Below are 22,366 nucleotides of genomic sequence, written 5' to 3' on the forward strand. Positions count from 1 at the left end.
TTTTTAAAAATTTAGTTCTGTCCCACCGCCACTCCCCCGGACTGTTAAAGCAAGGCGAGCTAACGACGTCTTAAAAGATAAACGAAATGACGATAATAGAGCCAATTGCTTGCAGGCCACTGCTTAAGGTAAGGCATCAAAAAGACAGCCGGTCTCCGAACAAGTCTATTATACCATGTTCTGCTCAAGAACCAGCAGGCGAACCATCTCTCTATGCTCTGCTCAACGAAAATCAAAAAGCACACTGGAAAGCCAGCTGGAGACTGTACCGGCCTCAAACCGATGGCGGTGGGACAGACGCCCATGATGGCTGTGTCCTCACCCACAGAGGATCTGTCTTTTGAAAGATCCCATATCAGACCCGCCATCTTCATTTTTCAAAAAGCTTGAGTATAGTCTTTCAGTTTGCTTTTAGCAGTGAAACTGTCTGGGGGACAGTTTCAGCCTATCATTTTGAAATAAGAAAATGATAGGCTGCGAGCCGCTCAAAACCTCCTGTGGAGGTTTTGAGGTTGCGGATAAGAGACCGTGAGGAAGTCTCAAAAGTAGGGCAAGGCGCGAGTTAACGACATCATAAAAGATAAACGAAATGACGATAAAATATGGCAAGGCCGAGACATCTTATCCCGGCCTTGTCCCGAAGGAGCTTTAAACCGCTGGCTGCTGCTGGGTAATACAGTGGATATTGCCGCCGCCGTATGCAATTTCAGCCGTCTGCACGCCGACAATCTTTCTGTCAGGAAACATGGCCTGAACCTGCTCCACAGCCAGAGCATCATGCTCATCACCATACTGAGGCAGAATAACAGCCCCGTTGACAATCAGAAAATTAAGATAGGAAGCAATGGCGATTTCTCCCTCTTCCCGAGGAATGCTGCCCTCGGCGTAATCAATGCTGTCTGCTGCCCTGAGATAGCAAGGCTCCTTGGTCACACAGAGCTTATGAACTTTCAGCCGACGCCCCTTGGCATCCGTCTGCTCTGTCAGAAAATGATAGGCAGCCTGAGCTTCCTTGTAGAAAGGATGGCTCCTGTCTTCTGTATAAATGCAGGCGACTTCTCCCGGCCGAACAAAACAGGCAACATCGTCAATATGCCCATTGGTCTCATAAGGGTCAATACCGTCCTTGACCCAGATGACCTTTTCAGCATTGAGATAATCTTTGAGCTTTTCCTCAATCTCTGCCTTAGACAAATGCGGATTGCGGCTGGGGTGCAGGAGACACATCTCCGTCACCAGAACCGTTCCTTCTCCATCCACATGGATAGATCCGCCTTCCAGCACGAAATCCGCCGTCTTGTAAGAGTCCACGCCTTCGATTTCGCAGACCTTGCGGGCAACCAGCGCATCCTGATCCCAAGGGAAATACAGCCCGTCAGCCAAACCGCCCCAAGCATTGAATTCCCAATCTACTGCCCGGAGATCCCCCTGATCATTGACCAGAAAAGTCGGCCCGCAGTCCCGAATCCAAGAGTCATCGCTGGTCATTTCAATAACGCGAATATTGTCTCTGCCCAGCGCTGCCACACGCGCCAGCGCATTTTCATACTGAGTAGGCGGCACACAGAGGGAGACTGGTTCAAACTCACTGATAGCCTGTGCTACTTGGAGAAAAGCCTGCTGGGCCGGTTTCGCTCCCAGACGCCAGTTGTCATTGCGCCAAGGCCAAAGCATCCAAATCTGCTCTTGCCTTTCAAATTCTCCCGGCATGCGGAATCCGTCTTGCTTAGGAGTAGAATCATTGATGCGTTTTGCCATTTTTTGACCTCATTTCTAATCTTTGATTTTTTTGACCAGGATAATCAGCTCGCCAAGGCCAATAAAGATAAGGGAGCCAATCGTAATCGGAAGCTTGGCTGTCAGTGTCTCAGCATCAAATGCCAGCGGCAGAGCGGTGAAAATCAGAGAGATGACAATCAGAATCATAGGCAGGATGACCATTAATTTCAGAAAGCCATCTTTCCCGCCGACCTTAAAAGGCCGCGGTGTGTCAGGATCTATCTTTCTCAGCCTGTAAAAGGCCGGAAAAACCGGAACATAAGACAGGAGAAACATGACCAGATTGAGGGAGAAGAAAGCCCAAAACAAGTCCTGATTCGGCAGAATAGGAGCCATCACCACCACCAGACTGGCTACCAGACCATTGGCTACAGCAGCCCCTACCGGCATATCCTTGCTCTTGCTCCTCCTAGCAAAAAATTTAGGCATATCGCCGTTTTCGGCCGCATAAGAAGCCGTGTTATTGACGCCCAGCGACCAGGAAATCATATTGCCAAAGAGAGTCAGCAGGAAGAGAAAGGCCATAGCAATGATAAACCATCCGGTACCAGTCCCCGTCAGCAGTTTAAAGCTGTCCATCATGCCGCTGCTGGTTGAAATCTTATGGACCGGTATGGCCACGCCAATCCCAAAGGCTGAAAAGATATAGATAGCTGCAATCACCAGTCCTGCTGCAATAATCGACTGAGGAATCTGCTTCTTGGGATTTTCCATGTCACCGGCAAAGGTGCAGATGACCTCAAAGCCCAGCAGGTTGAAGATAATGACCGAGATATAGGACAGGCTGTTCAAGTCAAAGCTGGGCAGCAGCGAAGAGAAGCTCATATCATTAGCCATGCCTTTAGTGAAGGCAACATAAAGACCCAGACCGCCGACCAGAAGAGCCAGCAGCATCTTAATGACCGCCGCTCCATTGAGAATCCAAATGCTGTCGCTGACCGGATAAAAACTAATCCAAATAATCAGCCAAATAAAGACTAACTCAATGGCAATGCCAGCCCAAGGGGCCAATTTGAAGCCTGTGATGGTCTCCATCAGGCCCGGCGTCATGACCGCCAGCGAAGCCAGCCAGAGCGGAAAATTAATCCAGTAATACCAAGATACCCGAGCTCCCCAACGGTGGCCAAAGGCCTTGGTCACCCAGTCGTAAATCCCTCCATCTCCGATGTAGGCAGTTCCTAGCTCTGAAGAAATCAGCCCATAGGGAAGCAGAAAAGCCAGCAGGAGAAACAGCCACCAGAAAAACTGGGAATTGCCAATGGCCGCAACCGGCGCGGCGGCTTCTGCCACAAATACTACACAGATAACGGACAGCACCGCACTGAACAAACTAAATTTTTTCTTTCCTTCCATGATCTTCCCCTTTCTGAAGATAGGCGGACCTTAGCGGGCCCAGTCTGACGAAAGCCCGCTCCTTTCACTGCTAACCCTGTCTTGCTCCAACAATCTGAGGGAGTGAAAAGGTCCGGGGGACCTTTTCAGCCCGAGCCTAAAAACAAGAAAGCGAGGCAGGTCTGGGGGACCTTTTCAGCCCGAGCCTAAAAACAAGAAAGCGAGGCAGGGCCGGGGGACCTTTTCAGCCCGAGCCTAAAAACAAGAAAGCGAGGCAGGGCCGGGGGGACCTTTTCAGCCCGAGCTTAAAAACAAGAAAGCGAGGCAGGGCCGGGGGACCTTTGCAGAATGAGCCCGGAAACCCGGAAGCGAGGCAGGGAAACTGCAGATAGAGCAAATGCAGATTGCATCAAAAGCCTAGTTCATACTCTTTGAGAATCAGAGAGAGCAGGACAGACGCATTCAGCTGCCTCAATGCAGTGCTTTTGCTTGCTGCCTTACGGAAGTCTATCCGCAGCCCCAAAGCCTCCACTGGCGTTTTTGAGCATCTCACTTCCGGCACTGACTGCGATTTTTATTGAATCTCAGTTCAAAAAGGCTTCCAAATCCGCTTTTGCTGCTGCCTGCTTGGCCAGATCATAAGGATGCTTAGCCGCATAATCTCTCAAAAGATAGACCAGCAGCCCCCGAATAGAGGTCAGCCGGTTTTCTGCTTCATCAAAGCAGATAGAGCGAGGCCCGTCAATGACTTCGTCAGTCACTTCTTCATTGCGGGTCGCCGGCAGACAGTGCATAAATTTGCAGTCACGGCCAGCCTTGTCCAGCATCTGGCTGTCCACTTGGTATTTAGGATAAAAAATCCCCATTCGTTCTTCTTCCGACAGTTCCGCTTCATAGAGGCCATACCAAACATCAGTATAGAGGAAGTCTGCTCCGACAATCGCTTCCTCATCATCCGTTACGGTGTAGCTGCCGCCGGACACTTGACAAATAGCCTCCAATTTTGCTTTGTGCATATCATTGAGCTGGAAACCTTCCGGGCCATAGTGAACAAATTCCATCCCTATTTTGGCCGCAATCAGACCGAGAGAAAAACAGACCTGAGTCGCATCACCGACAAAGACAACCTTGCAGTCCTCCAGCTTCTTGCCCGCCGGCAGATGCTCTGCCATCGTGCAGAGATCTCCCAATTCCTGAGTTGGATGATTGTAGTCTGACATGCCATTGATGACCGGAATGGACGCATACCGTGCCAAGTCCACCACGCTCTGATGCCGCTCTACCCGTGCCATGAGAATGTCATCCAAACGGGAAAGCACCGTCGCCGTATCTTCAATTGTTTCATGACCGCCCAGCTGAATCTGACCAGGTGCCAGATACTGAGCATGCCCGCCCAGCTGGGTCATGGCTGTTTCAAAGGAAACCCGGGTCCGGGTTGAAGACTGCTGAAAGATCATCCCCAAGGTTTTATCTTTCAGCAAGGGCGGATAATAACCGTTTTTGATGCAGGCCTTGATTTTCAAGGATAAATCAACCAAATGAAGCAATTCTTCCTTGGAAAAATCTTCCGTTGTGATATAGTCTAATTTTTCACTCATAGCTGAGCCCTCCTGAATGTTTTATAAGACTATCATAGCGATTTTAGCAAAAGTTGACTATCAACCCCGGGATGTAAACGCAAACGGCCGGGTTTAGGGAGCTAAACCCTTGTGAAATCAAGGATTTTCAAAAAATAAACCCAAGGTTTAGACCTTTGTTACAGCAGCGTCATCAAAAAGGTTTAGCAGAATGTTATAATATTTGTATAGTCTTTTTACAAAGGAGGACATTATGGACCCTGCCATTGTTTATATTTACAACACGCTGCTCCTTATTCTTTATTCTACTACCCTGGCTATCTCCTTGGTCAATTACTTCAAGGCAGATAACAAAAAAATGAAAGCTTTCTTTCTGATACTCTCCCTTTATTTTGCTGTTTTCATTCTGGACAACTCTGTTATTTCCATGACTGAGCTGATTGCCAGCTTTGCTTCCGGCTATAACCAGACTTTTCAGGGAACTTCCTTTATCAAAACCAGTATTTTTTTAGCCGGCAACTTCTGCCAGCTCTGGCTCTTCCATTTTATCAGCAAGAGCAAGATTAAAGGCTGGGAATACCTGCTGCTGGCCGCTATATTCCTCTTTATGCTGCTTCCCATCGACCAAAGCTCCTCTTGGCGCACCTATCTTTATTACCTGCCCAATCAGCTCTGGCTAGGCTGCCTTGGCATCCGGGCTTGGCACCGTTCCAGACAAGAAGTAGTCAGTGCTGTCCGCAGGAAATACCTGAAAATCATCGGCAGCCTAACCTTCATCTTCAGCCTGCTCATACTTGCTGAAGACACCTTTATCATCTTTCATGTGGACAGCTACAGTCTGCTCCACAGTCACATTATCAACCGCAGTTTTTCAGAAAATATCTTCTCTATCAGTCTGAGCATGCTGGCTCTCCGCTACTTCCTAAAAGACTCTCCGCTCCTGTCCGGCTCGCCTCATTCCTTAAAAGACAGGGACTCCTCCTTTATGACCAGCTTCTTTCAGAATTACCGACTGACCGAGCGCGAACAGGAAATCTGCCAGCTGCTCCTTGCGCAAAAGCACAATCAGGAAATCGCCGAAGAGCTCTACCTCTCCGTCGGAACGGTCAAAACGCATATCCATAATATCTACATCAAAACGGATGTCCGAAAAAGAGAAGAGCTTTTTTCCCTCTATCATCACTATCGGCAAGCCCATTCCTAATAGGCTTTCGAAAAACCGGAATCTGCTCCTTTTCGCCAGCTCGCCTTTTGCTCCCCCAAATGAAAATCCGCATTCAAAAAGAAAACGAGGCTGGGAAGCCCCCAGCTTCGTATACTTCTATCGTCTGATTTATAGTCTTTTAGGTTGCGGATAAGAGACCGTGAGGAAGTCTCAAAAGTAGGGCAAGGCGCGAGTTAACGACATCATAAAAGATAAACGAAATGACGATACAAGACGCAGCGGCTGAACAGGACAGGTGCCCGAAGCAGTTATCCGACCATCGGAACTGAAAAAGCTGTATTGATGACAAGTGAGACTGCAGGAAAAACCATAAAAAGAGGAGTTCATTTCCAAAAAAACGAATGCTGAAATCCAGAAAGCATGAGTTTCTGATTAAACATCTTTCACGCCTTTGTCCTGAGGTTTGAAGCACAGGTCTACGCTTGCCGCCCTTTTTGTGTTAAAATAATAGGTATGGACAAGATTATCAAAACAATAGCAGAAAACGGAGCCTTTCGGGCCTATGTGCTGGACAGCACAGAAACGGTGCGGACTGCTCAGGAAAAACACCAGACACAGGCCAGCTCTACCGTCGCTTTGGGCCGGACTCTCATTGCCAGCCAGATACTTGCTGCCAACGAAAAAGGCCAGACCCGCATAACCGTCAAGATTCTGGGAAGCAGCTCACTGGGGGCTGTCATCACCGTTGCCGATACAGCAGGCAATGTCAAGGGCTATGTGCAAAATCCCGGCGTCGACATCAAAAAAACGGCCACCGGCGAAGTGCTGGTCGGACCGTTTGTAGGCAGCGGAGAATTCCTAGTCATTACCGACTATGGTACCGGCCGCCCTTATCATTCTATGACCCCGCTGATTTCCGGGGAAATCGGCGAAGATCTAGCCTACTATCTGACCGAAAGCCAGCAGACCCCATCCGCTGTCGGGCTCAATGTCCTGCTGGACAAGGAGGACAAGGTCAAAGTAGCCGGCGGCTTCCTGCTCCAGGTCCTGCCCGGTGCTAAGGAAGCAGACATCGCTCGCTTTGAGAAGCGCATCCAGGAAATGCCGGCCATTTCAGCACTGCTCGAATCCGATGACCACATCGAAGCTCTCTTGGCTGCCATCTACGGAGAGGAGCCTTACAAGCGCCTGTCTGAGGAAGATCTCTGCTTCCAGTGCGACTGCAGCAAAGAACGCTTCTTAAACGCTCTGGCCAGCCTCCCTCAGGCAGATCTAGAAGAGATGCGGGAGGAAGACCAAGGGGCAGAAATTACCTGCCAATTCTGCCAGACCCATTACCATTTTGACCAAAAGGACTTGGAGGAACTGATTCGTGACAAATCTTAACACACCTTTTATGATTGGGAATGTCAAGATTCCCAACCGCACCGTTCTGGCTCCTATGGCCGGCGTGACCAATTCGGCCTTTCGGACCATTGCCAAAGAGCTGGGAGCCGGGCTGGTGGTGATGGAAATGGTATCTGACAAGGGCATTCAGTACAATAACGACAAGACCCTGCACATGCTGCACATCGAGGAAGGCGAAAATCCGGTGTCCATTCAGCTTTTCGGAAGTGACGAGGACAGTCTGGCCCGCGCAGCAGAATTTATCCAGAAAAATACCCGAACCGACATGGTAGACATCAATATGGGCTGCCCGGTTAATAAAATCGTCAAAAACGAAGCCGGGGCTAAATGGCTCAAAGACCCGGATAAAATTTATAAGATTATCCACAAGGTCCAGTCGGTACTGGATATTCCCCTGACTGTCAAGATGCGGACCGGCTGGTCTGACAGCTCTCTGGCTGTGGAAAACGCTCTGGCCGCTGAAGCAGCCGGTGTTTCCGCCCTGGCCATGCACGGCCGCACGCGCGAGCAGATGTACACCGGCCATGCCGACCTGGAAACCCTGCATGCAGTCGCCCAAGCCCTGACCAAGATTCCCTTTATCGCCAACGGCGATATCCGCAGCGTTCAGGATGCCAAGCAGCGCATAGAGGAAGTCGGTGCTGACGCTGTCATGGTCGGCCGCGCCGCTATGGGCAATCCCTACATTTTCAGCCAGATCAACCACTACTTTGAGACTGGGGAGATTCTTCCCGACCTCAGCTTTGAGGACAAGATGAAAATCGCCTATGACCATCTGTCTCGGCTGGTCAGCCTCAAAGGCGAATATATCGCTATCCGCGAATTCCGCGGACTAGCACCGCATTATCTGCGCGGGACGGCAGGCGCTGCTAAACTCCGCGGCACGATTTCTCAGGCTCAAAGCCTGACCGAAATTGAAGAACTCCTGCAGATCCAAGTCTAACAGGCACTCTCATCTTTCATACTCAATGAAAATCATCAGGCCAACTAGGAATCTAGCCACAGACTGCTCAAGCAATGATGTGTGGCTGTAGATGAAAGACCGCTAGGAAGTATCCAAACAAGAAAACCAAAATTATCGTAGAATAAAAGGCGGTGGGACAGACTCCCATGATGGCTGCGCCCTCACCCACAGAGGGATGAATCTTTTGGAAGATACCGTATAAGAAATCGGTAGACGTAGTCTCGATTTCGTCGTCCCAGCCCCGCAAGGCCGATTAGGAGCTCTTCCGAGCTTGAAAAGCGAACGAAGAGTTCAATCGGCTACTGCGTCATGATTTTAATACGAACTATAATAAGAGGCTAAGGACTATTGTCCCGGCCTCTTTTGTCTTTATAAACCTTCAGTTTGCTTTTAGTACTAGGCAACGATTCGCAGGCTGTGCTGGGGTATAGCAAGGCAGAGTTAACAAAGCAATAAAAGATAAACTAAACGGCTATATCAAGGCTGAGCAAAGACAAGGCTCGTCACAGAACCGTCTGCCCCAGTCGTAATCTGCACAGCAGGACTCTTACCTCCTTGGCCGCCGCCCAGCTGGGCATTGTATTTACCGTCATCAAGAGTGTAAGAGTAGGACGCGACATAGTAATTTTGTGTCGTTCCATTGGCAGACTGAAGGGTAAACTGTCCGTCAGCTGACACCGTCATCGTATTGCCAGACCCGTCTTGCCATGATCCGGCAGCTGCTGAAAAGTCGCCGTCTACCATCGTCAGCACCCCTTTGTAACGTGCATTGCCGGCTGCCTGCTTGTTCTGAAGCTGACGATTGCTTTCCGCCGGCTGAGCGGACTGTGCCTGCTGCTGGCTTTGCTGGCGGCTTTGAGGATTTTCTGACTGCTGACTTTGCGCTGGCTGAGGCTGAGCCGCTTCCGCTGCTGACTGGCCTTGGTCTGCAGGGCTTTCTGACTGCACAGACTGGCTGCCTGTATTTTCTGAAACAGTGCTGCTGCCGGCTTTAGCCGAACTGCTGGCTTTACTAGAGCCCGCTGCTTTAGAGCTGGATGCCGTCTGGACCGTCTTGCTGGAACTATCCGCTGTCTTGCTTTCTTCTTTTTTGCCACAGGCTCCTAAAAGCAAGAGAGAAGCCAATGCGGCTGCAGTCATCAGGGTAACATAAGTCTTTGTTTTCATGGTATTTCTCCTTTGTAATATAAAGAAATCTTTTTGTAATATAATTGTAATACTCTGAATTCAATATGTCAACCATTTATCGGCGATTTTTTCAAAAAAAAGAGGCTGGGACAGACTCCCATGATGGCTGCGCCCTCACCCACAGAGGGATGCATCTTTTGGAAGATACTGTATAAGAAGTATCTCAGCCTCCTTTAACTTGAGTTAGAATCTTTGACACAAACTCCGTTTGTTTTATCTACAGCCTCCAACAGTCGACTGTTGGAGCTAAACAAAGATTGGTGGTGATTTTTGAAGTGTATAAACAGAAAGAGTCATGAAAACAGCAGGGCGGATTCAGCAGCTTTATCGTTCCTGCCCATGGGGGTCTCCTTTCAGACGGTAAACCTTTCTTGGTTTTTTCTTAGGAACCCGCTTGACACCTGCTTCTTCCAGATAATGGCCGAATTTCACCAGAAAATTATTGCTGACAATCGGCCGGCGCGGTGAGATCAGATTGACCAGCTCGGTCCCCTCATAGACCGTAAAAGGTTGCTCCAGCAGATGGAGAAAGGTCGGATTCCAGTCCAGCCGTCCCTGTATACGTTTGATGGATTCCAGCAGGATTTGGTAATGATCAAAGGCAAAATCATCCTCAGTCAATACCCGGCTGCCGTCCCTGAAAGTCGCCGTCTTAAAGTCTACATCCAAAAACATGACCTGCTTAGCATCGTCGCCGGCTGCCGCCTGATCCATAACCTGAGCCGGCAGATATACCAGATGGGCAATGGTAATCACCCAGCCGCGCGGATCACGGCCCGGCGTGGAGACCGTCAGGAGCTGTTCCACCTTTTCCAGCGGTATCGTCAGCCCCACTTCTTCCTTCACCTCACGGATGCAAGCCTGATAGGCATCCTCCTGTCTGTCCACAAAGCCGCCGACCAAGGCGTATTTATTTTGATAGGGATGAGCCCGGCGTTTGATGACCAGCAGTCTGATGCGGCCCTCCGCAAAGCAATAGGCCACCATATCGGCAGTCACACTGGGCGTCTCATATTTGGGCAGGTCCTGCGACTTGTACCAAGCCAAAAAGGCTGACTCGTCAGCCAGCGTTTCATAATATTCCTTTTCCGACATTCCCTCAGGAATCGTAAGTTTGCTCATAAATGTTCCCTTTCAAATATTATTTCTTCCTTACAGCCCTGCTCCACTGATACCAGCCCACCAGACTGTTGAGCGTGTAGACCCAGTACATGGCCTGGATATGGAGGTTGCTGCCCCACCAGAGGTAGATACTGAAGAGATTGGTCGCAATCCAGAAAATCCACTGCTCTCGATAAAGCCCTGTCATGAGGAGCTGGCCAATCCCATTGGTAGCATCTGTCACGCTGTCACGGAAGGGCCGGTGACTGTGAATGCTCTTGTAAGCAAAACCCATGCCAATCCAGATGAGCGCCGTCAGAGCCAGATATTTGAGCCAGCCCTTCCAGTTCAGCTTCTTAGCCTCAAAATGCGAAGGCTCCGTTTTCTCCTGCTCATTGACCCGGTTGGACAGCCAAGTATACAGGCCGATTGGCTGCATCACAAAGAAATAAACCGTTGTCAGCACTTCTCCGTAAAAGCTGGCCTGAAATGACAGGAGCAGGTAAATCGCCGAATTGACAGCCCCGAAAAGATAATTGCTGGCCCGTCCCTCAGCAACCAGAATGACACAGACAATCCCCGTCCAGGAAGCAAAGAGTCCCAGCCAGTCATGCTGCGCCTCTCCGTTGGTAAATTCCAGAATGAACGGCACGCTGGAAAGCAGCAGCAGGTAGGCCCACTGAAAAAGACTGCGCCCGACAAACAAATCCTGCCAAATGAGCTTGGCAATTCCGCCCAGCCCCTGCTCCTTGGCTGCCGCCCAGACATTGCTGAAGTTGCGGACAAAAGTCTGCAGTTTTTGCTTGAAGGCTGCACGAAGCTGAGCAGGCGAGAGTTTTTGCATGTTTATATTTCTTACTACCATCTATTTTACCACTTTCTTTTCTAATCTGCTTGATAAATGCTATCAATTGCCTCTTTGGCTGCCTGATAGTTGTCCAGATAATCGCTGGCCAGATACACCATCGGAATATGCGGCAGAAAGCGCTGTCTGAGCCGGTCCAGATAGGCCGAAAAATCCTGACGGATAGCTTCATCTGCCATGCTCATATCGCGGAAGCCGTCATTGACATAGGAGCCGACCGGCTGAACAAAGAGTACCAAATCCCATTTTTCCTTCGCCAGAATGCTGGAAAAGAGATTGTCAAAGGTAGCTGTCTCATCATCCTGAGCCGGACTCTCCTTCAGATAATAATCATAATACCCCTTGGTCACCAGCGAATTCGTATCAGCTACTACCAGACCGCGATTGGCGTTGCTGTCAATCAGGCGCGAAGTCTGAGCATACTGCCCCAGCAGCAGGTAATAATAGTCCTTGGGAGTCAGCTCATCATCGCGGACATTGTTTTGAATCTGGTATTCGCGGGCGTATTCCAGACTGACCGGCGCATCGTAGAAGCGAGCCAAATCTTTAGCCAGTGTCGTTTTACCATTGCTGGCGCTGCCGATAATCAGCACTTTCTTGGTAAACTGCCTGCGGAAGGGCTGGGCGATATACTTCCAGTACTTGCTGGGATTTTCCCGGATCATGCTGGCCGAAATCCCGAATTGGCGGCCTTGCAGACTGCTGTCAAAGCCCCGTTTAGCCAGCTCAGCCTGATAGTCAGCCTCTCCGACAAAGAAAATCAGCTCCTCCCGCTCCGGCTGATAATCGATCAGCTCCAGCAGAGCGCTCAGCCACTCGTCCCAGCCCAGAGGATAGCGGGGCAAGGCTGTCTCGTCCAGCTTGTAAACCTGCGTCAGCTCATCATCCGAGAAGGTCTCACGGATATAACGGAAGCGTTTCTGCAGAGACAGGCCGACTTCCTGCCCCCGATCGCCTTCATAGCCAGAGACAACCACCTTCACCCGGTCATATCGGCGCTTGGCTTTCTGAATCAGATCAATATGCCCCTGATGAAGCGGAGCAAAGGTGCCAAAGACAATCGCAGTTCTTTCTTTCATGACATTACCTTTTTATTGTTTTCTATATTTTTTATTTATGTTTTTATTATAAACTATATTTTCTTTTTGTCAAGAGTTTTTTATATTTTTTTATAAAAATATTGTCATATCGTTTACCTTTTATTACTTTGTTAGCTCGCCTTGCTCTCACAGTCCGGGGGACTGTGAGAGGTTGGAGATAAAACAAACGCAGTTTGTGCCAAAACAGTCCGAAAGGACTGTTGGAAGCTGGGGATAAGAGGAAGACAGTTCCTGACTTTCGTTAAGTCCGGGGGAGTGAGGCTGGGACGAAAGTCCTTCAGCCTCGCTTTGTCTTGGTAAAAAAATCTTGACGCGGTATGAAGCTGTCCCCCAGACAGTTTCACTACTAAAAGCAAACGAAAAGACTATATCCCCTTTCTCCCAAATCCGACCGCTTCAAAAGAAGAGCGACTGCACAAAAAAACTCATACCTTGCGATATGAGCGAATATTTCTACTCAAAGAAAATCAAAGATAAACAGGTAAACCGATGCTGCTTCAACAGCACTCTGGACTAGTGAAGCTGGCAGGCAAAGTAAACCCGTTTGTGTCAGTTTGTCTTCATCAAAGCGCTTGAACACCAGCATCTTCGATTTTCAAAGAGGAGCAAACAATGAGAATTCACACTAGGCAGACACAGACAGGAGGGGAAGGAAACAAGTCCATCCTGTCACGAGCAATCCTATGGGAATGTCTCGAACTCCTGCAGGAGCTGTTTGGATTGAAAACAGAAAGAATGCAACAGCTTTATTGTTGGTAGACTTCCTGATAAAATTCCAGTTTGTCGCCGTCTTTCAGAGTGATTTGATTGGCCGCTTTCGGTGCCATTTCGCCATTGACCTTGAACATCCAATAGAGGCTTTTAGCTTCATCCTGAGCCCGGCCGTCAATAGAGGTAATAAAGCCATCTTTTTCCTCCACTCGGTAAGCTTTTTTCAAAGCATCCATGGCTGTTTGCCCTTCTTCAACTTTCACCGTTTTTTCTGACTTTTCCTGACCGTCCGGGGCAACACTGACCGTGATAGACAGCTCGTTTTTGGCCGAAGACTGGGCTGAGCCTGAACTGCTCTGGTCGGTATGTGAGGAACCGCCGCTGCAGCCTGCCATTGCAAGAGCCAAGAGCAGCGTAACGAAACTAAAAAGTTTTTTCATGATAGAGCCTCCTTAAAATAGGGTAAAGAATCGGATAAAAGAGCAGAGTCGACAGGGCATGCGCTAAGTTAAAACCTGCCCCTGCCGCCACATAAGTCCACCAAGGCATTTGATACAGAGCAGCCATTATACTGTCAATCAAGATTCCGTAGCCAAAGGCTAAAAGCATGGCCAAGACGCTCTGGCCAAACAATCTAAAGTGTCTGTACAGCAGGTACCATAGGCAAATAACCGCCGCAAAGGTCACAATTTGAAAAAGCACCCAAGGTCCCATTCCCAAAAGAAAAGAAGAAACAAAGATGCTGATGGACATGACCAAAAGCGAACTCTTCAAATCTTCAGCATCTACCAGCAAAAAATAAAGGGCTGAGATGGGCTTGATATTGGGCAGACCGGCAAAAGCGTAGCGAAGGACGACACAGAGGGCTGCCAACAGAGCGATACGGGTAAGTTGACGGACAGACACGGCTGCTTCCTTTCTAAAATGTATACCCTATCAGTATAACATATTTTTTATAATATAAGCAAGTTTCCAAAAAGAGCCGGGCAGTCTCGGCTCTTTCTGCTTATCAAGTATCTATCCGCACCATGTCCCTGAGCGGTTTGTCACGGTAGAGCAAATCCTCTCTCAGCCCGAATCCCAGCGCTTCCCAGAATTGATTGCCAGCGGCATTGCCTTCAAAGACGACCAACGATACTTTGTGGAGCCCAAGGCTTTTTACCGCTTCCAAGGCTTGCTCTACAAGTGCCTTAGCGATTCCCCTTCTACGACAGTCAGGGGCAACCGCTGTGTGATAAATGTAAGCCCGGCAGCCATCCGTTCCAACCAGAATGGCACCGATAAGCCGGTCCCCCTCCACTGCTACCAAGCAGGTATCCGGATTTCGCTGCAAAAAGCGAACTATCCCTTCCTCAGAATCATCCAGATTATTGAGCCCCATCCCGGCACAGGACAGCCACAGCTGACAAAGCGCTGGATAGTCAGCCGCTGCCATCCTACGAATTTTCATTCTTTCACCCTTTCAATTCAGCTGGAATTTTACTCCACTTCAAACTTGAGCTGGCCGGCCTTGACACCAACCTTGAGGGTCTGACCGGCTGTCAGCTCTCCTGTCAGCAGCAGCTCAGACAGCTTGTCCTCGACCTGAGTCTGCAGAGTCCGGCGCAGCGGCCGAGCGCCCATTTCTATGTCATAGCCCTCTTGCGCCAAGAGTTTCAGCGCGCTGGCCTGAAACTTCAGTGCAATGCCTTTCTCTGCCAGACTGGCGATAAGCGGCTTGACCATGACCTTGACCACTTCCTGCATATCTTGGCTGGACAGGCTGTGGAAAACCACCTTTTCATCGATCCGGTTGATAAATTCCGGACGATAGGTTTTTTTCAGCTCTTCCAGCATGCGTTTTTCCAGCCCCGCATGATCCAGACGAAGATCACGGGCTCCAAAGCCGACCGTCTTATCATCACGCAGACTGGTTGCTCCCAGATTGCTGGTCATAATGATAATGGTATTGGAGAAGTCCACTTTACGGCCCTTGCTGTCAGTCAGCACACCATCATCCAGCACCTGCAGAAGGACATTGAAAATATCCGGATGGGCTTTTTCTACTTCATCAAAAAGCAGAACCGAATAAGGTTTGTTGCGGACTTTCTCAGTCAGCTCCCCTCCTTCTTCATAGCCGACATAGCCCGGAGGAGCCCCGTTGAGACGGCTGGCTGCGAATTTCTCCATATATTCGCTCATGTCAAAGCGGATCAGTGCAGACTCATCGTCAAAGAGCGTTTCTGCCAATGCCTTAGCCAATTCGGTCTTGCCGACCCCAGTCGGACCCAGAAACATGAAGGAGCCAATCGGCCGCCTGCTGCTGCGAATACCGGACTGATTGCGGCGGATAGCCCGGCTGATTGCCGAAATAGCCTCATCCTGACCAATCACGCGCTTGTGCAGTTCTTTTTCCAAATTCAGATATTTCTTAGCATCCGTCTGTGTCAGCTTTTGCACCGGAATGCCGGACAGATGGCTGAGCGTCCTTAAAATATCATCTTCCTCCACCCGAAGCTCATAAACGGCCGGCTGCTGCTCCTCTTCAAGCAATCCGGCAAGCTTTTTAAAATCGCCGGCTGCCAAGGCTTGATCCACAGGTGTCAAATCCATCCGCTCATGCTGCTGCGGACTTTCATTCTGCACCGTCGCACTGGCTTCGTCCAAAAGATCAATGGCTGAGTCAGGCAGGTGCTTGCTGGTCAGATAGCGGTGGGCAAATTTCACTGCCGTCTCAATAGCCTGATCGCTGATCAGCACCTTGTGGTGTTCCTCATAGCTTTTCTTAAGCCCCTGTAAAATAGCAATGCTGTCAGCCACATTGGGCTCTTCGATGCTAACCTTGGCAAAACGCCGGGACAGAGCCGCATCCTTCTCGATGTGCTTCTGATATTCCTCCTGAGTCGTTGCCCCTACTGTTCGGAGACTGCCGCGGGCCAGTGCTGGCTTGAGAATATTGGCCGCGTCCAGCGTTGAGTCAATCCCGCTGCCGGAGCCCATGATGGTGTGCAGCTCATCAATAAAGAGAATGACATGGCCGTCCTCTTCAATATCATTGATGATATTGTTCATGCGCTCCTCAAAATCGCCGCGAAAACGCGTCCCAGCCACCACGTTCATCAAATCCAGCTCCAGCACCCGCATCTTAGCAATTTCAGCCGGCACCTGGCCAGCTGCCACGCGCTGTGCCAATCCCAAAGCCAGAGCAGTCTTCCCTACACCGGCATCACCGACCAAGACCGGATTATTCTTGGTCTTGCGGCTGAGAATCTGGATCATGCGGGAAATTTCCTGGTCCCGGCCGACCACAGGCTCTAAAAGACCGTTTCTGGCCAGCTCTGTCAGGTCGCGGGTATAGTCTTCCAAGCCGCCGCTGGTCGAAGGCGGCATGCCCATCATATTGGCCATGGTCTGCTTAGCTGCCATCATGCCCTTATTGAGACTGCGGATAGCCTTGATTTCTTCCTTGCCCCATCCAGCCCGCTGTTCCAGTATTTTGCGGATATCGCTGATTCTAGGACTTTCACCCTTGTCCTCATAGCTAAAGCCGGTAAATTCCAAGATGCGCGCTGCCAGCGTTCCCCGGTCAAATATCATAGCCAACAGAACATGCTCAGTGCCAACACTCTTAGCATGAACAGCCTCTGCAATCTTGCCAGCTTCTTCAAAGAGTGCTTCCAGCCGGTAAGAGAAAGGCAGGAGCTCAAAATGCCCCTCCGGCTGATAGGTCTGACCGGTGATATGAAAAGCCGCTTCCTCAAAATCATCAATCTCAATCGGGAATTCATTAAGTACTGAACCCGCGACGCTGTAAGGATTATTAGCCAAGGCAATCAGCAGATGCCAAGATTCCAGATAATCCGTTTCAAAATGGCCTGCCAAGAGCTGAGCAGCCTCTAAACTTTCTATTAAAGCTTTTGAATATTTCATTAATGCTTACATTCCTTTTCTGTCTAATTGTTGCAAAATCTTCTTCAGCATCCGCGCTCGAATGGCTGGTGCTTCCTCTCCCAGCACAGAGTCCGCTGCCGCCGCCAGCAGGAGATTGCCCTCACGCTCCCTTAGAATCTGCTCATCAAAGAGCAGCTGGATAACATCCGTAAAAACCTGCTGGCTGATGCATTCCCCCACATTGTCAAACAAATCGCAGAGCATCTGATGCCGGTCGGAAAACTCTATCTTGCCAATCCGGATATAACCGCCGCCCCCGCGCTTGCTTTCGACCATATAGCCCCGACTCTCTGTAAAGCGGGTCTTAATGACATAGTTAATCTGACTGGGAACCACCTGAAAAACATCGGCCAACTCGCTGCGCTTGAGCTCAACCATACCAGCCTGCGCCAGAATAGCCTTGATATATTCCTCGATACTGTCTGATGTATTTTTCGCACCCATGGCTTTCCTTTCTATCCTGATACTCAAACGATTTTGAATTCACACTAGGCAGCGAGGCCCCCAAAAGCTCCAGTGGAGGATGTGAGACTGCGGATGAAGCTGCCGAGAGGAAGCAGCAAAAGCACTGCTGTGAGCTGGCAGATGAAGCTTCCGGCAGGAAGTGCCTGCTGGACTGGGGTCAGTCGAGCCGAACAACGTGTGGATTTAAAACAGAAGGAGTATGAGAGGCAACATCCGCCGCTCCTAAGACTGTCTCTCTAACATTGACTATCTTTGACTTTTATTATACCGAAAAAGCCGCTATTTTGAAAGGAAAAGGGATAGCTGAAAAGTCTGACAATTCAAACTAGTGAAAAAGCTGTCCGTCCGGCAGAAAAGCGAGTGTAACCGCTTGCTTTCTGCGGTTAAAGCGTTATAATATAGGTGGAAACGAACTAAAAAACCCATGAAAAGCTGCCGCTCAGGTCCTTCCTGCAGCCGTGCCAATTGCAGGCCCGAATGAGCAGGCAGAAGCCAGCTGGCCAATAGCCAGCCCCCTAGCTTTCAAAGAGGATAAAATAAAGCGAAACCGGAAGAAAGAAGCCGGCCGCAAATGAAACAAAGGAGGATAATCCAATGAAAATGGATTGGCTCAAATATACCCGCCATGTACTCAAATGTCTCTTTATGGCATTGTGTATCTTTACGATCTTCTCTGCTGACTATGTCGATGTGCCTATCGGCATCATCATCGCCTGTCTCTACATACCTCTGCTCTTTGAGCAGCAGCCGGTCAGCAGCCGAGCCAAGTGGTATACCTTCCTCATCATTGTAGCTGTTACCCTGCCCGTCTTGTTTATTACCAAGACCTACCAAATCAGCTTGACCTATTCCGAAACCACCATTCTTCTCTTCTTGTTTGCCATTCTCATATTTACCAACGCTTTCATCGCCCATAAGGAAGAAAACAAAAAAGCAGCCAAGTAACACCACGAGGCAGAAAACAGCGAAGCACACTTTGAAGCCGCAGATTAGACTGACCAAGTCAGCAGCAGGAACAGGGGGCATTTGAGGCAGACTGCGTCTGCTCTGTCTACAGCCTCCCTGCCTCGCTTTCGAATGCTTCGCTCGGACTGATAAGTGTCCCCAAATCCGCCTCACTCGCTTGCTTCTGAGCACAGACTCTTGAAGCAAGCCGAAGCGAACGGCATGCAAGCTTATACTCTTTGAAAAGCTCTTCAAACTGCGTCAGCGTCGCCTTGCTCCAACAGTCCTTCCGGACTGCACGACGGACAGGAATTGCCTTTTTTATCTGTAACCTCAAAGAGTCTGTCCCACCGCCATTTGAGCAAAAAGAGCATAAAAACAGCAGCCTACTCCCCACCCCTTCAGAGTTCAACCGATTCTGAAGGGGTTTTGCTGCCTAAAAACGACAGCAAAAAAGACTGAGAATCCAATCTCAGTCCTGTTGAAAATCCTATGCAGTCTTTTAGCCTGCTTTTAACAGAGAGGCTGTCTCAGCCTCTCATGCTGCTGAAGCAAGACAAAACAAAGGCTGGCTGCTTTGGACTTTCGAAGAGTATTAGTCTTTTCCAAGTGCTGCTGCCATAGTTGCCGCAACTTCATTTTCAAAGTCATTTGCTGCTTTTTCGATACCTTCGCCAACTTCAAAGCGGGCAAAAGCAACAACAGAAGCATTTACAGATTCAAGGTAGGCTTCAACAGTCTTGCTGTCGTCCATGATATAAACCTGAGCAAGAAGAGTGTAAGCTTGGTCAACCTTGGTATTGTCCAAGAAGAAGCGATCCATCTTACCTGGAATAATCTTGTCCCAGATTTTTTCTGGCTTGCCTTCTGCAGCCAATTCTGCCTTGATGTCTTCTTCAGCTTGCGCAACCACTTCATCGGTCAGCTGAGCTTTAGAGCCAAACTTGAGGTGCGGAAGAGCTGGCTTGCCGACCATCGCACGGCTTTCATTGTCTTGATCGATTACGTGGTTAAGCTGTGCCAATTCATCTTTGACAAATTGGGCATCCAATTCTTTGTATGAAAGAACTGTTGGTTTCATAGCAGCAATGTGCATAGAGATTTGCTTAGCAAGCGCATCGTCACCGCCATCTACAACAGAGATAACACCGATACGGCCGCCATTGTGCTGGTAAGCACCAAAATGCTGAGCGTCTGTCTTTTCAATCAAGGCAAAGCGACGGAAAGAGATTTTTTCACCAATCGTTGCAGTTGCGCTGACATAAGCTGCTTCCAGCGTTTCGCCTGAAGGCATCGTCAGAGCAAGCGCTTCTTCATTGTTGGCTGGCTTGCCTTCTGCGATGACTTTTGCAGTCGCATTGACCAGGTCAACGAACTGAGCATTTTTCGCAACGAAGTCTGTTTCAGCATTGACTTCCACAACTGCTGCCACATTGCCGTTCACATAAACACCGGTCAAACCTTCAGCTGCTACACGGTCAGCCTTCTTCGCTGCCTTAGCCATGCCTTTTTCGCGCAGCAATTCAATCGCTTTTTCGATGTCGCCGTCCACTTCGACCAATGCCTTCTTCGCGTCCATAACGCCGGCACCGGATTTTTCACGCAATTCTTTGACCAGCTTAGCTGTAATTTCTGCCATTTTTGTTTCTCCTTTAAGATACGAAGAGCTTGAGCCCGATTCACTGCAAATCACTGAGACTCCCGCTCCGGTTTAGACTGATTATTTTTACAATAAAGGGACAGGGCTGAGCCCCGCCCCTTCAGGTTTTTATACTGATTACTGATTAAGCGTTGTCGCCTTCCACAACTTCAACGATTTCTTCGATAGAATCTGCTTCTGTTTCGGCTGCAGCCAATTCTGCTTCTACTGCTTCAACACTGTCCTCACCCTGACGGCCTTCGATAACAGCGTCAGCCATTTTAGCGGTGATCAGTTTAACAGCGCGGATTGCATCATCGTTGGCTGGAATAATAACATCAATATCATCTGGGTCTGTATTGGTATCCACCATCGCAACCACTGGGATGCCCAATTTCTTAGCTTCCTTCACAGCAATCTGCTCTTTGTGCGGGTCAACCACATACATCACATCTGGGATTCGAGGCATTTCTTCGATACCGCCCAAGAATTTTTCAAGACGGGCACGCTGTTTGTTCAGAAGCGCTACTTCCTTCTTAGGAAGAACGTCGAAGATTCCTTCTGCTTCCATGCGTTTGATTTCTTTCAAACGCGCCACACGTTTTTGGATTGTTGCCCAGTTTGTAAGGGTTCCGCCCAGCCAACGGTGGTTGATGTAGTACTGTCCTGAGCGCTCTGCTTCTTCTTTCACAGCGTCAGCAGCCTGTTTCTTAGTACCGACAAACAGAATGACTGCATCGTTTGCCGCAGCATCACGCATGAAGTCGTAAGCCTGATCAGCATATTTTACAGTTTGCTGCAGGTCAATCACATGGATGCCGTTACGCTCAGTGAAGATGTACTTAGCCATCTTAGGGTTCCAGCGGCGAGTTTGGTGACCAAAGTGAACACCAGCCTCAAGAAGTTGTTTCATTGAAATTACTGCCATGAGTAAATTCTCCTTTATGTTTTTTCCTCTTTCAGACTTCAGCTTGCAGGACCACCCGTAGGCAACAGCCCCACAATTCATCTAAAATGAGTATTTTGCCGTTTGCACGGCAACCACTATTATAGCAAAAACCCAGCCCTTTGACAAGCACTTTAACAGAACTTTCTCGCTCTTGCAGGAACGGCAGCGCTGTACTGTCAGTCTTGGTCGGTATTTCATCCTAGCCTTTCTCAGATAGAAAATGTTCAGCCTCTTGACGAAAAAGAGGATTTGCGGTAGAATAATAAGAGTTGCGGCGGTATAGCCAAGTGGTAAGGCACGGCTCTGCAAAAGCTTGATCGTCGGTTCAAATCCGTCTACCGCCTTCATAAATGTATTTCTAAAAGTCCAGTAAAGGGCTTTTTCTTTCATTTTCTATTGTTTTCAGCAAATTTTACTGATATAATCATTATAAACATATCATTCACCATCAGTGAAAGGAAAAAGATTGATTATGAAAAGAGTCAGCTTCTATGCCCTCAGCCTCCTCTCCTTAGCAGTCCTCACAGCCTGCATGCCTGCCAAGCAGACACAGCAAAGAAAAGAAACGCCCAGCTCCCTCAAAGCTTCTAAAAGTTCAGCTTCTAAGGAAACATCCAGCCAATCATCTAGCAGCAGCTCTAGCACCTATGAAAGCAATGATGAGGTATTTCAGAAGCGTGCTACCGTTGATCCAGATGATGCTTCTGCACTGCAATACCTACCAGATGCAGCCTCTATTCCTGAATTAGAGAAAATAAGAAATTTTTATATTTCCACCGGCTTCGTCATTCAGGTAAACGGAGAGGATATCAATGGTGACAAACCTAAAACTTCTTACGATGAGGTAACAGCGGCTCTAGGTCAACCTACTTTCAGCACTGAGGAGAATGACCCAGGCAACTCTGTCAACATCTGGCACACAGACAACGGAGACATTATGTGCTACTTTACCAATAATGTCCTGACGAATTTGAGTTTTAGTCTAAAAGACGCTCAGCCAGCCAAAAACAGCTATTCTAGCATCACCACATCCGACACTCCCAAGACAGCTTTTGACAAACTTGGTCGTCCAGAAACAATTATACGCTCAGAACGCGATACAACCTATGTATATAAAAATTCCAATGACGAACAGTTTAGTTTCTCCACGCAGAACAATCAAATCGTTGGGGTCATGTCTACTTATCAAATGAAACAAACCAAAGACATTATTGACTCTGTCATTAAGGATAAATAATCTTGCAATCAA

19 protein-coding genes and 1 tRNA gene are annotated in these 22,366 nt (G+C 48.9%); 6 read left to right on the forward strand and 14 right to left on the reverse strand.

The annotated features are described in order from the left end of the window. Nucleotides 1-648: 648 nt before the first annotated feature. The 3 genes from aguA to ptcA all read right to left on the reverse strand — a co-directional run bounded on the left by aguA (nt 649) and on the right by ptcA (nt 4,709). The gene (aguA, locus tag STRDD11_RS02205) at nt 649-1,758 is read right to left on the reverse strand and encodes an agmatine deiminase (RefSeq protein WP_128834910.1); all 1,110 of its coding nucleotides are present in this window, start codon (nt 1,756-1,758) and stop codon (nt 649-651) included. Nucleotides 1,759-1,773: 15 nt separating this feature from the next. Next, a complete protein-coding gene (locus STRDD11_RS02210) occupies nt 1,774-3,132 on the reverse strand; it encodes an APC family permease (RefSeq protein WP_128834912.1) in 1,359 nt (452 codons plus the stop codon). 563 nt (nt 3,133-3,695) lie between these two features. After that, nucleotides 3,696-4,709, reverse strand: a complete 1,014-nt coding sequence (ptcA, locus tag STRDD11_RS02215) for a putrescine carbamoyltransferase (protein ID WP_128834914.1) — start codon at nt 4,707-4,709, stop codon at nt 3,696-3,698. A gap of 232 nt (nt 4,710-4,941) precedes the next feature. On the opposite strand from ptcA, the gene STRDD11_RS02220 reads away from it, so the two are divergent. The 3 genes from STRDD11_RS02220 (at nt 4,942) to dusB (ending at nt 8,203) form a co-directional block, all read left to right on the forward strand. Continuing rightward, entirely contained in the window at nt 4,942-5,892 is a 951-nt protein-coding gene (locus tag STRDD11_RS02220; RefSeq protein ID WP_128834916.1) for a helix-turn-helix transcriptional regulator, read from the forward strand. 474 nt (nt 5,893-6,366) lie between these two features. After that, nucleotides 6,367-7,239 carry an Hsp33 family molecular chaperone HslO gene (hslO, locus tag STRDD11_RS02225; RefSeq protein WP_128834918.1) on the forward strand — a complete coding sequence of 291 codons (873 nt, stop codon included), beginning with the start codon at nt 6,367-6,369 and terminating at the stop codon, nt 7,237-7,239. Then, complete coding sequence (dusB, locus tag STRDD11_RS02230) at nt 7,226-8,203, forward strand: tRNA dihydrouridine synthase DusB (RefSeq protein ID WP_164828339.1); 978 nt, start codon at nt 7,226-7,228, stop codon at nt 8,201-8,203. The genes hslO and dusB overlap by 14 nt, the downstream gene beginning before the upstream one ends. Nucleotides 8,204-8,701: 498 nt before the next feature. On the opposite strand, the gene STRDD11_RS02235 is transcribed toward dusB, so the two are convergent. The 9 genes from STRDD11_RS02235 to STRDD11_RS02275 all read right to left on the reverse strand — a co-directional run bounded on the left by STRDD11_RS02235 (nt 8,702) and on the right by STRDD11_RS02275 (nt 17,563). Beyond that, entirely contained in the window at nt 8,702-9,391 is a 690-nt protein-coding gene (locus STRDD11_RS02235) for a DUF6287 domain-containing protein (RefSeq protein WP_128834920.1), read from the reverse strand. 345 nt (nt 9,392-9,736) lie between these two features. Next, complete coding sequence (locus STRDD11_RS02240; RefSeq protein ID WP_128834922.1) at nt 9,737-10,534, reverse strand: NUDIX domain-containing protein; 798 nt, start codon at nt 10,532-10,534, stop codon at nt 9,737-9,739. A 19-nt stretch (nt 10,535-10,553) separates the two neighbouring features. Beyond that, on the reverse strand, nt 10,554-11,378 hold the full coding sequence (gene pnuC, locus STRDD11_RS02245) for a nicotinamide riboside transporter PnuC (RefSeq protein WP_128834924.1): 825 nt from the start codon (nt 11,376-11,378) through the stop codon (nt 10,554-10,556). A gap of 20 nt (nt 11,379-11,398) precedes the next feature. After that, nucleotides 11,399-12,457: an AAA family ATPase gene (locus STRDD11_RS02250; RefSeq protein WP_128834926.1), complete on the reverse strand. Its 1,059-nt coding sequence runs from the start codon at nt 12,455-12,457 to the stop codon at nt 11,399-11,401. 767 nt (nt 12,458-13,224) lie between these two features. Beyond that, complete coding sequence (locus STRDD11_RS02255) at nt 13,225-13,629, reverse strand: DUF4430 domain-containing protein (RefSeq protein WP_128834928.1); 405 nt, start codon at nt 13,627-13,629, stop codon at nt 13,225-13,227. Next, entirely contained in the window at nt 13,613-14,095 is a 483-nt protein-coding gene (locus tag STRDD11_RS02260) for an ECF transporter S component (RefSeq protein ID WP_128834930.1), read from the reverse strand. Before STRDD11_RS02260 ends, STRDD11_RS02255 begins: the two co-directional genes overlap by 17 nt. A gap of 103 nt (nt 14,096-14,198) precedes the next feature. Further along, complete coding sequence (locus STRDD11_RS02265) at nt 14,199-14,639, reverse strand: GNAT family N-acetyltransferase (RefSeq protein ID WP_128834932.1); 441 nt, start codon at nt 14,637-14,639, stop codon at nt 14,199-14,201. 29 nt (nt 14,640-14,668) lie between these two features. Next, nucleotides 14,669-17,098 carry an ATP-dependent Clp protease ATP-binding subunit gene (locus STRDD11_RS02270; RefSeq protein ID WP_128834934.1) on the reverse strand — a complete coding sequence of 810 codons (2,430 nt, stop codon included), beginning with the start codon at nt 17,096-17,098 and terminating at the stop codon, nt 14,669-14,671. 6 nt (nt 17,099-17,104) lie between these two features. Next, on the reverse strand, nt 17,105-17,563 hold the full coding sequence (locus tag STRDD11_RS02275; RefSeq protein WP_128834936.1) for a CtsR family transcriptional regulator: 459 nt from the start codon (nt 17,561-17,563) through the stop codon (nt 17,105-17,107). A 615-nt stretch (nt 17,564-18,178) separates the two neighbouring features. On the opposite strand from STRDD11_RS02275, the gene STRDD11_RS02280 reads away from it, so the two are divergent. Continuing rightward, a complete protein-coding gene (locus STRDD11_RS02280) occupies nt 18,179-18,529 on the forward strand; it encodes a hypothetical protein (RefSeq protein WP_128834938.1) in 351 nt (116 codons plus the stop codon). 595 nt (nt 18,530-19,124) lie between these two features. Here the strand turns inward: STRDD11_RS02280 and tsf are convergent. Together tsf and rpsB are read right to left on the reverse strand one after the other, a co-directional pair. After that, nucleotides 19,125-20,168 (reverse strand): translation elongation factor Ts, encoded by a 1,044-nt coding sequence (gene tsf, locus STRDD11_RS02285; protein ID WP_128834940.1) that lies wholly within the window; start codon nt 20,166-20,168, stop codon nt 19,125-19,127. Between the two features lie 145 nt (nt 20,169-20,313). Then, nucleotides 20,314-21,096, reverse strand: a complete 783-nt coding sequence (rpsB, locus tag STRDD11_RS02290) for a 30S ribosomal protein S2 (RefSeq protein ID WP_128834942.1) — start codon at nt 21,094-21,096, stop codon at nt 20,314-20,316. A 294-nt stretch (nt 21,097-21,390) separates the two neighbouring features. Here rpsB and STRDD11_RS02295 point away from each other — a divergent pair. Both STRDD11_RS02295 and STRDD11_RS02300 read left to right on the forward strand, forming a co-directional pair. After that, nucleotides 21,391-21,461, forward strand: a tRNA-Cys gene (locus STRDD11_RS02295). Nucleotides 21,462-21,589: 128 nt separating this feature from the next. After that, a complete protein-coding gene (locus STRDD11_RS02300; protein WP_128835354.1) occupies nt 21,590-22,354 on the forward strand; it encodes a hypothetical protein in 765 nt (254 codons plus the stop codon). The last annotated feature ends 12 nt before the right edge of the window (nt 22,355-22,366 follow it).

Origin of the sequence: Streptococcus sp. DD11 (genome assembly GCF_001578865.1) — a bacterium.
GTDB lineage: Bacteria > Bacillota > Bacilli > Lactobacillales > Streptococcaceae > Streptococcus > Streptococcus panodentis.